Raw genomic sequence first — 13,379 nt, forward strand, 5'->3', positions numbered from 1 at the left:
TAGCCACGCAAGTGGCGATAAGGCCGCACAGCGGCTAATCCGAGCTGTTATGGCTGAACTGTAACATAACAGTCAATACCGCACAAAGGTCGCATGATGCCTGCTTCTCTCACACTTTCTCCCAGTATACCTGGAATGGTTCCCGGTCTATCTCAAACAACGGTTTCCACACAAGCCCACGATAGCAAAATGTCAGCCCGTCTTTCTCTGCTTCCTGCTCTGCCTTCCCTGGATCGATATCAAGCTTTAAGAATCGCTCTTCTTTACTTAAAGCTGCCAGCACATAAGGTCCGTACAGTAAGGAGTGCAGCTCCGGGCGGTCCGGTGTGGATTCCAGATAAAATCCGCAAGGAAAGAGACAGCGGATTTCATGCACACCTTCCGGTACGATCATACAAAGGTATCCGGATTCCACAGACATCGTATCCTGCTTCTTCCCGTCAATCCATAGTCCTCTTTCTTCCCCGCTCCATCCCGGAATACGAACAGCCATCGGAAACTCCTCTCTGCTCTCCACTTCCAGCACCACTGTTTCTGGATGTTCCATCTCTGTCATTTGTCGGATTGTGATCCCCGCATCCTTCCATTCCAGCCTGGATTTCAGGAACAGATTGACATACAGTTTTTGTCCCTCGTGTGCGTAAACCATGTCCGCATATTTAAAATGGCTCTCCAGTCCAGTCCCGTGACAACAGGAATTCTCGTGTTCAAATTCCTTATGAAATCCCGGCGCCAGCGGTGTAAAATACACTGTTTCTCCTGTTGTTCCGTGCTCTCTTCCTCCCAGGATATGGTTTGTCATCGTCCGCTCATAATAGTCCATCCGCTCTTTTTGGTTTTCAAAGCGGTACAGCTCTTTCGTCAGCTTCAGCATATTATAAGAAGCGCAGCTCTCTGCCGTGTGCTTTGTAAGCAGACTTCCAATCCGGCCAGGTCCGTGGAACATCTCGTTTTCCCCGGTTCCTCCAATGGTATACACATGGGCTTTTGTCACGGCTTCCCAAAAATAGGAAGCAATATCGTAATACATCTTTTCACCGGTGCCCCGGAAGATTTCCATGGCTCCGATGATCTGCGGAATATGCTGATTGGCGTGAAGATTTTCCAGGGCGTCTACCTGCTGCTCCAGCGGCAGAAATAGCTTCTCATTATCAAAGTAACAGGCTGTCTCCAGAAATTCTTTCTTCCCGCTCATCCGGTAAAGTCTTGCCAGGACGTCATTCATCCCACCATACTCTCCGGCAATGTACATCCCCCACATCTTCATCCGCTGTTCCACCGGGAGGACAGACAGACGGCGGTAAACCCACATACCAAGCTTCTGGGCAACCTCAAACGCCTGGTCGATCCCGGCAAATTCATAACAGTCCAGAAGTCCTGCCAAAATCTTGTGAAGCGTATAATACGGCGCCCAGATGTCTGGATAAGGAGTGTATTTCTCCAGCTTATCAAACTGCTCTTCCGTATAGCCGCTCAAAAATCCCTCCCCGATTCCCGGCATACACGCAAAAGCATCCTGGCATTTTCCAAGCTCTCGTATCATATAGCAGGCTTTTTCCCTGATCCGCCCGTCTTTCCCAGCTTTATAGCAGAGTGCCAGTCCTGATAGGTAATGTCCTGTCGTATGACCCTTGAGATTACATTCCGGAGCGTCCCATCCGGTCATTGGCTCGGCTCCTTTTCTGTCCAGTCCGCAAGCTTCCCGGAAATTGTAAAGCATTTGGTCATCGTCCGTCTGAAGCAGAAATTCCTGCATCTCCTTCTGTGCTGTATAAAATCTGCTGCCCTCCTCCAGAGATGCTTCGCCATGATCGAAATATTCTATCAGTGGCTCGGTACCCTTCTTCTCTTTCCGAAGCTCCTTCTCTACTGTCACCGTACAGGAAACCGGAACTGATAGTCCGTCCAGCTCCCCTCTCTCCTCAAACCCTCCCGTCTGCCCATAGCAGCGTTTTGCCCCATTTTCCCAGAGAATCCGGTGTACCAGCGTCTTTCCTTCTGTGGTATGGATGACCGCCACATACGGAAGGTACGTCGTCTCCCCTGCCTGGGCTTTCTTTTGGAGCGGTTCTACTTTTGTCACTTCAATCCTTGGCTTTTCCTCCAGAATACAGACCTTGTATTCCTTGGTCTCACTTACGCCTTTGTAAAAAAATTCCGCCCACAATGAGATGATCCGGTCGCCGGTTCCATAGGCGGGTCTTCTCACATTTCCCTCGGTATCGAGGAAACGCTCATGCCCGGAAATCCAGTGGATCTCGGATCCGTATTTCCCTTTTTTCGGCAGGTTCAGATTGAACTCCACTGTGTTCAGATTGCCGAGATACAATGCCTCCATGTCTTTCCTGATGATTTCTCTTGCTTCCACGTGTTCTCTCCTTTTCTTTTAAGATTAAAAAAGAGAGCCATTGCTCCATAGATGTCCTTTCCCTATTTTGCAATGGCTCCTGTAAAAGGGTTCCTCTCCGGGTCAGCTTCCCGAACGCTTCTACGCATATACCCGGTCAGCTCTAACGGACAAAATTCGTCCTGGCCGGACTTTCCTTTTCCGGCAGTCCGTACTCCTCCTTACCGAGCTGAATACTCTTTATTAAAAACGACATATTTTTAGCGAGCGTCCGCATGATCTGAAGTCCTTCCGCATCCTTAAGCGCCTCACCTGGAGCGGCTCCATGGATACTGTTCCAGTATTGGCTTGAGGCTACCGGCATTCCGGAAATCGTAAAAAACTTATTCAGCTCGTCAAACGTAGAAGACAATCCTCCTCTTCTTGCTACTGCAACCGCCGCTCCAACTTTCATCGTTTTGTCAAAATGGGTGCTGTAAAACAGCCTCGTAAGAAACGCTACCAGCGTCGCATTTGCAGAGGCATAGTACACCGGCGATCCCACAACAAGCCCGTCACATTCCTTGAATTTCTCCGCCGTCTGGTTGACCAGATCGTCAAAGACACATCTGCCTTTTTCAAAACACTGTCCACAGGCAATACAGCCCCGGATCGGTTTACTGCCCACCTGAACGATCTCGGTCTCAATTCCTTCTTCCGCAAAGACTTTCTCCATCTCATGGAGCGCAATCGCTGTATTTCCGTCCTTCTTTGGGCTTCCATTTAATATTAAAATCCTCATGTCGCATACCTCCTGACTCAAAATTCGTTTCCTGTCAGTCCTATTATAACACCAATTTGCCATAAAATGGAAACTCACTTAAACATCGGGTGCCGCCCTCAATCTCAATCTGATTTGCCGGATAGACATTCTCATCTTCCAGAAGCCGCACGATTAGTCCCATTTTCTTCTGCTTTACAGATTCATTTTCTCAACAAAAGCAGTTGGCTTCACTGTCAGTTCCACCCATGCCGGACGGAACCCGCTCCGGATCGCGTTTCTTGCCGATTTTATATTGGACCACTCGGACGTATAAAGGTTTTGAAAATCCTGGTTTTCCAATATCCGTATCTTATAGGAACAGTACTCTTTTCTTAACACCCTTACATCCGGCAGAAAATACTCTGCCATAAAGCACACCCGAAGATCATATTTTGCAAAAGCATCATTCAGTACATACAGATTTGGCGTCTCAAAACAATGCTCTACTGGATATTTCTCTATGTAATGCCGGACAAGCCCCTCATACTCTTTACCGACGGACGCCACAATATTGGTCCCGTAGGAAACAAGATGACATGCAAGCGGCAATTCCAGATACCGCCGTGCGTCCGGCCGCTCTTTGGAATATACAATCTTGTTTTCTGTTTTTACGAAATCTTCCGCCAGACAATTTGCATCCACAGCCGACTGTTCCATGGCAATCCTCAAGATCTCTTCGTTAGTCATCATCTCTCCCACCCGTAATCCTCTCTCCTGATATAGACTCTTTTTCCAATTCCCAGATATGGGGATCTCTCCGGAACCAGAGGCAGACTCCGATTCCCACAAATGCAATCACGAAAAAGAGAGCCGCCGCTCCGGATCCTTTTCCGTCGCCAAAAAGACGAATCAGAAAACTTCCCTCTTTCTGTGCTGCCATCATCGGCTCAAAGACCCGATCCACAAGGAAACCTCCCAGGAAATATCCAATCGGTATCGTGAAGAACTGAAAGGAGTTACGCACAGAATATACTCTCCCCTGCATTTCCAGGGGGATTCGAGTCCGCAAGATAACGTCCAGATTAGTATTCATCAGTGGAATCGCAATCCATCCAAGGAAACCGCCGATACACCAGATAAGCGGTGTTCTTCCAAGCGCCAACATAAAGTTTTCAAAACTCATAGCAAAAAGCAGGCTGTTGCAGATCACCCGCACACGGCTTTTCGGCTTTGGTAATACAGATGCCAGAATACTTCCCACAAGCGTGGCAATTCCAATTACAGCATTTACCATTCCCATGACAGTTTCATTTCCACCCTTTCTTGAGAGCATCATAGCCGGAAAGGCTGCATCATAAATAGATGCAACCAGATTAATCGCAGCCAAAAAGAGAATCAGTCCGAAAATTCCCCGCTCTGTCCTCAAATAGACAATCCCCTGACCAGCAGAGGTAAGCAAAGATTCCCTCTTCCACTCTCTTCCACTGGTTTCCGGAATCCGAATCTTCCATGCCAACGTCACAAACGCTGCCGCAAAGGTCAGAAGATCGAAAACAATAACGGCGCTCATTCCCGCAATTCCAAGTACTGCTGTCGCAAGGATCGGTGTCAAAATGGAATTCGTGGCACTGGCCAGATACCTCATCCCACCGACTTTCTGGTAATATTTTTCAGGCAGGATTCTTGTCACCGCAACCTCAGATGCCGGCTGCTGTACCGTATTCATTAGCCCGTTGATAATGTTGATCAAATAAAGATGCTCCACCTTTAGCATCTGTTCTTTCATCAGAATCAACATCACAACTGTGGATGCCGCCGCGACTGTATCACAGACAAGCATAGTCACTTTTTTGTTCCATCGGTCACTGAGTGCTCCCGCAAAAATACTGAAAATCACATACGGTGCGTAAGAACACACCATCAAAAGCGCGGTCATCAATGCCGATCTCTCCTGGGTGTACGACCAGATCACAAGTGCGTAACTGGTCATTGCGCTCCCCAGTGCTGAAAAAGACTGCGTGCTCCACAGCATCAGGAATGGTTTCATTTCACGATATGTAGTTTTATATTGATTCATAAGACTTTGCTCCTTTATCTTTCTTTGATCCCGGCAAAGTCTTTGACGATCATCTTACTCCATGCAATGTGATCTTACAAGACTTTGCATGGAGCCGTTGCAATGCACAGCATGATCTTTTACCTCCTTCTGTCCAATTTAAGATAACCACTATAGATACAAAATTACCTTTACAATCATTTCATAGGATTTTCAAAAAAATCCACTCATTCATAAAATAGGATAGCATATCATAGTCTGGCTTTTCAATGAAAAATACTGATATTTCGCACTTTAGGTCGTTTGCTATTCTCAATCATCTGCCTATACTGCTCTTTATCCGGCTCAATTACAATAAATCTCTATTGTCTTTGCAACAAATACAGCCGTTCCACTTCCAGCTACTTTATCAATATTTTCTGTAAACTCCCCACCCGAAGCATACATTTTACCAAGATCATTTAATATCTTGCCCGAACACTTATAAAAATGCTCTGTGATATAATCCTGTAGTTTCCTGACCTCAAGTTGAACCTCAACATCCTCTGGCTTTTTATCTGCCACTTTCCCAAACTCCGCGAATATAAACATCTGTAGGTGGCAAAAGTCCTATGGCATCATAATATTGCAGAGTGCGTATACTCACTCCGGTCAATTTGCTCACTTCATTTACCGTCATCATTTGTCTTTCCCTCCTCTCGATAATGACACTCTAAACTATTACGTTGTTTAGGAGTCAATACTTTTTTCAAAAAATATATTACTGACGCAAATATTTCTATACTCCGGTTTCAATTCCAATTTGGATTTCTGTTTATTTTGAAAAATGGGCACTCCCATATAGGACTGCCCATTCGTTCTATTCACTATGCGATTTTTAGTAGAGCTTCGCTCCCGCCGGAATTCTATCATCTACCATCAAAAGATTCAGTCCTTCTCTGCCGTTTTCCTCATGTACCGCTGAAATCAGCATTCCCTCGGAATCGATGCCCATCATCTTTCTAGGCGGTAGATTGACAATGGCAATAGCAGTCTTTCCTACCAGCTCTTCCGGTTCATAATACTCGTGAATACCGCTCAATATCACCCGGTCTTTCCGCACACCGTCATCCAGTGTGAATTTCAGAAGCTTCTTGCTTTTCGGTACTGCTTCGCATGCCAGAATCTTCACGGCACGGTAGTCGGATTTCGCAAAGGTCTCGAAATCTACCATCTCCTCAAATAATGGCTCAATTTTTATATTGGAGAAGTCGATCTTCTCCGCTGCTTTCTTCACTGGATTTGCTGACGTTGCAACGGTGGCTGCCTGCGCCGCATTGTTAGCCGCGTTCTTTGCTGCTCCCTGCGCTTTCATTGTCGGGAAGAGCAGTACATCACGAATCGCCGCGGAATCTGTCAGAAGCATACACATTCTATCGATTCCGAAGCCGATACCACCTGTCGGCGGCATACCGATCTCCAGTGCATTGAGGAAATCTTCGTCTGTTGTGTTGGCCTCTTCGTCTCCTTGCGCCAGGAGCTCTTCCTGCGCTTTGAAGCGCTCTCTCTGGTCGATCGGGTCGTTGAGCTCAGAATAGGCGTTCGCCATCTCCCATCCATTCATAAAGAACTCAAATCGCTCCACATAGTCCGGATCGCCCGGTTTTTTCTTAGTAAGTGGGGAGATCTCGATCGGATGATCCATAACAAATGTTGGCTGAATCAGATGTTCTTCTGCGAACTCCTCAAAAAACAGAGAAAGGATGTCACCCTTTTTATGGCGTTCCTCAAACTCTACATTATGTTCTTTCGCAAGGGCTCTGGCCTGCTCAAGTGTCTCCACTTCGTTCCAGTCCACGCCTGCATACTTCTTTACCGCATCGATCATGGTGATACGCTCAAACGGCTTGCCCAGATCCATCTCCACGCCGTTGTAAACAATCTTCGTCGTACCGAGAACATCCTGTGCCACATGACGGTACAGATTCTCTGTCAGATCCATCATACCATTGTAATCCGTGTATGCCTGATAGAGCTCCATCAGAGTAAACTCCGGATTGTGACGGGTATCAAGTCCCTCATTGCGGAATACCCGCCCGATCTCGTATACACGCTCCATTCCTCCGACAATCAGACGTTTCAGATAAAGCTCCAGAGAAATCCGCAGCTTAAAGTCCTCGTCCAGTGCATTGAAGTGGGTCTCAAACGGTCTGGCCGCCGCTCCGCCGGCGTTTGCCACGAGCATCGGTGTCTCCACTTCCAGGAATCCCTCGCCGTCCAGATATTTCCGGATACTGCTTAAGATCTTGGAACGCTTAATAAATGTCTCTTTCACTTCCCGGTTCATAATCAGATCCACATATCTCTGTCTGTATCTGGTATCTGTGTCAGTAAGCCCGTGGAACTTCTCAGGAAGAATCTGAAGGCTCTTGGAAAGCAGTTGAATCTTCTCGGCATGAATAGAAATCTCTCCGGTCTTTGTCTTAAAAACCGTACCTTGGATTCCTACAATATCTCCAATATCAAATTTCTTAAAATCTTTATAGTGGTCTTCTCCAATATTGTCCCTTGCAACGTAGGACTGGATATTCCCTTCCAGATCCTGAATGTTACAGAAAGACGCTTTCCCCATCACACGCTTCTGCATGATACGACCCGCTACGGAAACTTCCCGACCTTCCAGCTCCTCAAAGTTGTCCTTGATCTGCTGGCTGTGATGTGTCACATCATATTTGGTAATCAGAAACGGGTCCGCCCCACGTGCCTGAAGATCCGCCAGTTTTTCACGGCGCACCTTTCTCAACTGGTTCAGATCCTGATCCTGCACATTCTTCTGCTGTTCTGCCACTGTTTTCACTCCTTTTCTCTGTCAGATAGATGTGTTCTCCCCCGCAGTGCGGCTATATAGAACGCTCGATCTTTAATACTGTATATCTGATATTTCCTGCCGGCGTCTCAACGTCTACTACATCGCCCACCTTTTTCCCGATCAGAGCCTGACCTACTGGGGATTCATTAGAAATCTTTCCCTGAAGACTGTTAGCCTCCGTGGAACCTACGATCTTGAACTCAATCTCTTCGTCGTACTCATCATCATGCACGAGAATCGTACATCCCACATTGATCTTTTCCAAGTCTACTTCTTCTTCTACTACAACCTCTACATTTTTGAGGATTTTTTCAAGTTCGTCGATCCGGGCCTCAATATCTCTTTGTTCATCTTTTGCTGCATCGTATTCTGCGTTCTCCGACAAGTCGCCCTGCTCCCTTGCCTCTTTGATCTTTCCGGCAACTTCTTTCCGCTTTACGACTCTTAAATTTTCAAGTTCATCTTCCAAAGCTTTCAAGCCCGCATAAGTCAATATTGTTTTCTTTTCTTCCATCTTGTTTACCTTCCTTACATAAATGAACTAGTACGCAGCCGGATCTGCTGCAAAATAGTATGGAATATTCTACTTCCGTAATTTCATTATTATACATAACGGGATCTGGCATGTCAAGATTTCTGCCTGATTCCGTCTATTTTCCGTAGCGGTTCGGCCATGTCTTGTTTCTCCGTCCTTATAGCCGTTCATTTAAGAGCGTTTCCAGCTCTTCATAGCACTCGGCATGATTGATCTCATTCCGCAACCTGGCAGAATTCGGAAATCCCGTTGTGTACCAGGCCACATGCTTCCGCATTTCCCGGATTGCCGTATAGTCGCCTTTGTACTCCATTTGAAGTTTTGCATGACGGAGCATCATCTCCCGAACCTCTCCGGCGCTTCGCTTTTTCGGCTCCTGTCCGGTTTCCTCAAAGTGAATAAGATCCTGAAAAATCCACGGATTTCCCTGGGCTCCCCGGCCAATCATCACTCCATCACATTCTGTCTCCTCAAACATCCTCTGAGCGTCTTTCCCGTCTGTGACGTCCCCGTTTCCGATCACTGGTATGGAAACCGCCTCTTTCACCTGACGGATAATATCCCAGTCAGCCTTTCCGGAGTAATACTGTTCCCTCGTCCTGCCGTGCACAGCCACTGCAGCGCCCCCGGCGTCCTCGATGATCTTCGCGATCTCCACCGCATTGACATGGTCATCATCAAAACCTTTGCGGATCTTCACTGTTACAGGCTTTTGAATAGCTCCTGCTACTTTGGAGACAATCTCATGCACCAGGCGCGGGTTCTGCATCAGGGCGGAGCCTTCCGAGTTCTTTACGATCTTTGGCACCGGACACCCCATATTAATATCAAGGAACGTAAACGGACGCTCTTCCATTCGTTTTGCAATCTCACTCATAATGTCCGGATCAGAACCAAAGAGCTGCAAAGACACCGGCGGCTCATCCGGATGAATCTTGAGCAGGCTTTCTGTATTTTTATTACCATATAAAACTGCCTTTGCACTGACCATCTCCATACAGAGAAGGCCCGCCCCCATCTCCCTGCACAAAAGGCGGAAAGGCAGATCCGTCACCCCCGCCATCGGCGCCAGAATGTAGCGGTTCGCCAGTTCCACGTTTCCGATAGTTAATGTCTTCATCTCTATCTTTATTCCTCCAGTTCCTCGCCCATAAAAAACACGCGGTAATAGAGCTGAAGCGACTGCAAAAGCTCCTCTTTCGTCCGCTGAAGCTCCTTGATTTTCAGAGCGCTTCCAATCTCGTCAAACATCGGATCCCCTTCCTCTGAGGTCACCTCAAAGCAAAGAGACCCATCCTCCTCGTATACGAGAGTCAAGATTCCACCCACGTCATGCACATAGAGGACACACATAATTTTCAGTTCATCTTTGATATGATCCGGAAGATTATCAAAATCCGGATTCAGATAATATTTTTCCTCATAAGAATTAGCGCCACATAATACTATTTTATCTTCGTACATCCTGCTCTTCTCCCCATATTCTGTTTTCTATTATCAAATGCCTCACTTTATCGTATTCTCTCCATCTACACATAGCCGTAGACGCCACGAACAGATACTTCCCCGGAACCGACTTCACGGATCTCTCCATCTTCCGCTTCCACAATCAGTTCTCCTGTGTCCGTAATCCCAAGAGCCCTTCCGGTCCACTCCCGTCCTGGCTCCAGCACACGCACCCGTTCCCCCCGGTTTACCAGAAGCTTCTCGTATGCCTGCTTTACAAACGCAAGAGAGCCGTACTGAACAAATCCCTCGTAGAGTTCCTCAAATTCGTTCAGGAAACGTGCAATAACCTTCTCCCGACAGACGTCATGGCCATACTCTTTTTTCAGCGATGTAGCTTTCTGTTCCAGCCCACCGGAAAACGTCGTCTGGTTGCAGTTGATCCCAACGCCTATGATCACATAATCCGGACGGCTTTTTTTCATCCCCATTTCCGTCAGAATTCCAACAATTTTCTTCCCACCGATCACCAGGTCATTCGGCCACTTGATCCGCGGGCTTTCATGTCCCGGCTCCATCGCTGCCCTTGCTGCGGCACAGGCGGCAAGCAATGTGAGCATTGGAGCCCTCCCTGGATCAAATGCAGGACGCAGGAGCATCGTCATATAGATATTTTCTCCCGGAGGGGAAATCCAGCCACGTCCCCTCCTGCCCCGACCACTCGTCTGCTGCTCTGCCACAATCACAAGCCCCTCCTGTTCTCCTGTTGCGGCCGCTGTTTTAGCCCGCTGATTTGTCGAGTCCGTCTCTTCCATCATCTGAAGATTTCGTCCAAGCCACTTCGTGTTCAGCCATTCCTCAAGATCTTCTCTTTTCATATTGGCATCCCTCCACTTACCCGCCTGCTATTATAACATAACTGGCGCAAAAAAGAAGAGACAATTCTGAAAACGTTTCATGGGGCAGGGCCCAATACATTGGAACCCTGCCCCATTGAGAAAAACGTAAAATCTATTCTTTTCCAAGTGTTGCTACCATAACCGCTTTGATCGTATGGAGTCTGTTTTCCGCTTCATCAAATACGACAGATGCCGGACTTTCAAATACGTCCTCTGTGACTTCATAGCCTTTGACTGCCGGCAGACAGTGCATAAAAATGGTCGTGTCTTTTTTCGTCTTCTGCATCAGTTTCCGGTTGACCTGATATTTGTGGAGAAGCGCTTTTCTTTCATCGGTCTTTTCTTCCTCTCCCATAGAAATCCACACGTCAGTATAGATGACGTCCGCTCCTTCCACTGCATTGGTATCGTCGGAGATGGTAATCGTTGCTCCGGAAGCCTCCGCATATTCCTGACAGGTGCGCACAAGAGACCGCATCGGCCACAATTCAGACGGTGCAATGAGGACAAAATCAATGCCGACTTTCGCACATCCGATCATCAGACTGTTTGCCATATTGTTTCTGCCGTCCCCGATATAGACGAATTTCAATCCCTCGAAGTACTCGAAATGCTCCTGGATGGTAAGCAGATCCGCCAGTACCTGAGTCGGATGATAATCATCAGTCAGGCCGTTCCACACCGGGACGCCGCTGTATTTTGCCAGTAATTCCACATGGGAATGGCGGAATCCACGGAATTCGATCCCGTCGAACATTCTTCCTAGTACCCTTGCGGTATCCTCCACACTTTCCTTATGTCCGAGCTGGATTTCGTTTCCGCTTAAATAAGTCGGTAATCCTCCTTCGTCATTTGCCGCCACAGTAAAAGCGCATCTTGTTCTGGTGGATGGCTTTTCAAAAATCAGGGCAATATTCTTGCCGTCCAGTGTATGACCTTTGATTCCGTTTTTCTTCTTTGCTTTTAATTCCGCAGCCAAATTGACAAGGTAGCGGATCTCATCCGGCGTGAAATCTTTCAGTGTTAAAAAGCTTCTTCCTTTTAAATTCATTTTCTTTTCCTCCCTGATTCCTGCCAATATATGGATAAATCCCGGCAATCCGGGCTCTTCCTTTCGTTTCGCATACTGAATATGCACGAGCTCTGAAAGCCCATTTTCCGTATAAACCTGATATTTAGGTATGCGGAAATATTTGGCGCTCGCCTCCAGCATTGCCAGATACAGCGTTTCGTTCGTCGCTGTGTGGGGAAGCCGAAGCTTCGCCCTGATCTCTTTTCTCGTCTTTTCGCTGATGTTCGAGAGCATTGTAGTATATTCCTCTTCGTCTCTGTCACTGTCAATATAGTAGATCAGACCCTTGAGTCCGTAGACCATACGCTTTGCGTCATAGTATCCGATTTTTAAATTCTGTCTGCTGCGTTTACCCTGGAATTCTATAATACTGCCCAGATGCACCCTTGGCGCGATCTCATAAACCTGTGTTCCCTGGTCAAGCCGAACCCTTGGCTCTCTGCCCGGTCCATAAATACGAACGGTAATAATGTCTCGATATCCTCGCTTTACAAGAGAATTCAGCGGCACATTATTGATTACGCCGCCGTCCAGGTAGGTCTTACCATGGAGCGGTTCATTCTTAAATCCGAGGAGGCAGGCGCTCGCCAGCAGAAAATCCGCCAGAAGTCCTTCCGGAATTTCATCGAGGGTAAGATCAAGCTCCTTCATATCAGAAAGCGAAAAAGTCAACAGCGAAAAATCAATTCCTGCACTCCTGATCCGGTCCTCGTCCAGAATATTGTGAATCAGATCCTTAAGCGGAGTCACATCAATACCGCCGTCCCGCAACCGAAGCATCAGCTCTTTTAAAAGTTCCCGCATCGGGACTTCCTTTTGAAAGAGTCGCTCCATCCAATCATCATCCACATCCATGACCTTGGAAAACGTCATTTCTTTCCATATATGCTCTGCCTCATCCACATCTCCCATGCAGATCAATGCGCCGTTGAGCGCGCCAACAGAGGTTCCCGCTATACCTCTGATCCGTACTCCTGCCTCATGCAGCGCTTTCCACGCCCCAATCTGGTATGCGCCTCGGGCTCCACCACCATCCAGCACAAGTCCGTATTCCTTTGATAAATCGATTACAGGTCTCATTTTTTCACTCCTTATGCATTATAATACTCTTTTTTGCATAAAATTACAATCTATATTTTCTACAATCTTTTTGCTTTTTTTACTTTATTCTTGTGTAAAACAGGAATTTTTTCTAAACCTATGTGGAAACTCTCAACTGCCCCACATTCTTTTTTATGCATTTTTATAAATTCCAGTGTTGTGATACCATTATAAGCCTTTTCCTGTTTTCCGTAAAGCAATCACCAGAAGTGCTAAATGGCACATTCCGGGATTATAAGCGGTCGCTAAGGCTTATTGGCAGGCTCGGACTCTGTCTTGCCTTCAATACAAAAAAGAGCTTCTTAAACTATAAGAAACTCTTTTCCTGTCTAT

At 47.0% G+C, this 13,379-nt stretch carries 12 protein-coding genes; all 12 read right to left on the reverse strand.

Annotated elements, in window-relative coordinates; all coding sequences use genetic code 11:
- Positions 1-109 precede the first annotated feature (109 nt).
- The 12 genes from AOA56_RS00580 to argF all read right to left on the reverse strand — a co-directional run bounded on the left by AOA56_RS00580 (position 110) and on the right by argF (position 13,025).
- A complete protein-coding gene (locus AOA56_RS00580; protein WP_053768754.1) occupies positions 110-2,368 on the reverse strand; it encodes a beta-L-arabinofuranosidase domain-containing protein in 2,259 nt (752 codons plus the stop codon).
- Between the two features lie 142 nt (positions 2,369-2,510).
- The gene (locus AOA56_RS00585; RefSeq protein WP_048620587.1) at positions 2,511-3,128 is read right to left on the reverse strand and encodes a flavodoxin family protein; all 618 of its coding nucleotides are present in this window, start codon (positions 3,126-3,128) and stop codon (positions 2,511-2,513) included.
- A 174-nt stretch (positions 3,129-3,302) separates the two neighbouring features.
- Positions 3,303-3,839: a hypothetical protein gene (locus tag AOA56_RS00590; protein WP_330376337.1), complete on the reverse strand. Its 537-nt coding sequence runs from the start codon at positions 3,837-3,839 to the stop codon at positions 3,303-3,305.
- Positions 3,829-5,166 (reverse strand): MFS transporter, encoded by a 1,338-nt coding sequence (locus AOA56_RS00595; protein ID WP_053768755.1) that lies wholly within the window; start codon positions 5,164-5,166, stop codon positions 3,829-3,831. The genes AOA56_RS00590 and AOA56_RS00595 overlap by 11 nt, the downstream gene beginning before the upstream one ends.
- 324 nt (positions 5,167-5,490) lie before the next feature.
- Positions 5,491-5,709 (reverse strand): TipAS antibiotic-recognition domain-containing protein, encoded by a 219-nt coding sequence (locus tag AOA56_RS16525; protein ID WP_330376338.1) that lies wholly within the window; start codon positions 5,707-5,709, stop codon positions 5,491-5,493.
- Positions 5,699-5,827, reverse strand: a complete 129-nt coding sequence (locus AOA56_RS16530; protein ID WP_330376339.1) for a MerR family DNA-binding transcriptional regulator — start codon at positions 5,825-5,827, stop codon at positions 5,699-5,701. The genes AOA56_RS16525 and AOA56_RS16530 overlap by 11 nt, the downstream gene beginning before the upstream one ends.
- 195 nt (positions 5,828-6,022) lie before the next feature.
- Positions 6,023-7,972: a lysine--tRNA ligase gene (lysS, locus tag AOA56_RS00605; RefSeq protein WP_024731625.1), complete on the reverse strand. Its 1,950-nt coding sequence runs from the start codon at positions 7,970-7,972 to the stop codon at positions 6,023-6,025.
- A 52-nt stretch (positions 7,973-8,024) separates the two neighbouring features.
- The gene (gene greA, locus AOA56_RS00610; protein ID WP_024731624.1) at positions 8,025-8,507 is read right to left on the reverse strand and encodes a transcription elongation factor GreA; all 483 of its coding nucleotides are present in this window, start codon (positions 8,505-8,507) and stop codon (positions 8,025-8,027) included.
- Positions 8,508-8,685: 178 nt separating this feature from the next.
- A complete protein-coding gene (dusB, locus tag AOA56_RS00615; RefSeq protein ID WP_053768756.1) occupies positions 8,686-9,648 on the reverse strand; it encodes a tRNA dihydrouridine synthase DusB in 963 nt (320 codons plus the stop codon).
- Positions 9,649-9,656: 8 nt separating this feature from the next.
- Positions 9,657-9,992, reverse strand: coding sequence for a DUF6145 family protein (locus tag AOA56_RS00620; protein ID WP_024731622.1), 336 nt, complete (start codon positions 9,990-9,992; stop codon positions 9,657-9,659).
- Between the two features lie 65 nt (positions 9,993-10,057).
- Complete coding sequence (locus AOA56_RS00625) at positions 10,058-10,852, reverse strand: biotin--[acetyl-CoA-carboxylase] ligase (protein ID WP_053768757.1); 795 nt, start codon at positions 10,850-10,852, stop codon at positions 10,058-10,060.
- A gap of 133 nt (positions 10,853-10,985) precedes the next feature.
- Positions 10,986-13,025: an ornithine carbamoyltransferase gene (gene argF, locus AOA56_RS16680; protein WP_082349802.1), complete on the reverse strand. Its 2,040-nt coding sequence runs from the start codon at positions 13,023-13,025 to the stop codon at positions 10,986-10,988.
- Positions 13,026-13,379: the final 354 nt, after the last annotated feature.

It is taken from the genome of Sellimonas intestinalis (assembly GCF_001280875.1).
Taxonomy (GTDB): Bacteria; Bacillota; Clostridia; order Lachnospirales; family Lachnospiraceae; genus Sellimonas; species Sellimonas intestinalis.

Bases quoted from the DNA above. Each gene is read 5' to 3' on its own strand.
- AOA56_RS00585 (WP_048620587.1), bottom strand. From the start codon at position 3,128: ATGAGGATTTTAATATTAAATGGAAGCCCAAAGAAGGACGGAAATACA.
- AOA56_RS00590 (WP_330376337.1), bottom strand. From the start codon at position 3,839: ATGATGACTAACGAAGAGATCTTGAGGATTGCCATGGAACAGTCGGCT.
- AOA56_RS00595 (WP_053768755.1), bottom strand. From the start codon at position 5,166: ATGAATCAATATAAAACTACATATCGTGAAATGAAACCATTCCTGATG.
- AOA56_RS16530 (WP_330376339.1), bottom strand. From the start codon at position 5,827: ATGATGACGGTAAATGAAGTGAGCAAATTGACCGGAGTGAGTATACGC.
- greA (WP_024731624.1), bottom strand. From the start codon at position 8,507: ATGGAAGAAAAGAAAACAATATTGACTTATGCGGGCTTGAAAGCTTTG.
- dusB (WP_053768756.1), bottom strand. From the start codon at position 9,648: ATGAAGACATTAACTATCGGAAACGTGGAACTGGCGAACCGCTACATT.
- AOA56_RS00620 (WP_024731622.1), bottom strand. From the start codon at position 9,992: ATGTACGAAGATAAAATAGTATTATGTGGCGCTAATTCTTATGAGGAA.
- AOA56_RS00625 (WP_053768757.1), bottom strand. From the start codon at position 10,852: ATGAAAAGAGAAGATCTTGAGGAATGGCTGAACACGAAGTGGCTTGGA.
- argF (WP_082349802.1), bottom strand. From the start codon at position 13,025: ATGAGACCTGTAATCGATTTATCAAAGGAATACGGACTTGTGCTGGAT.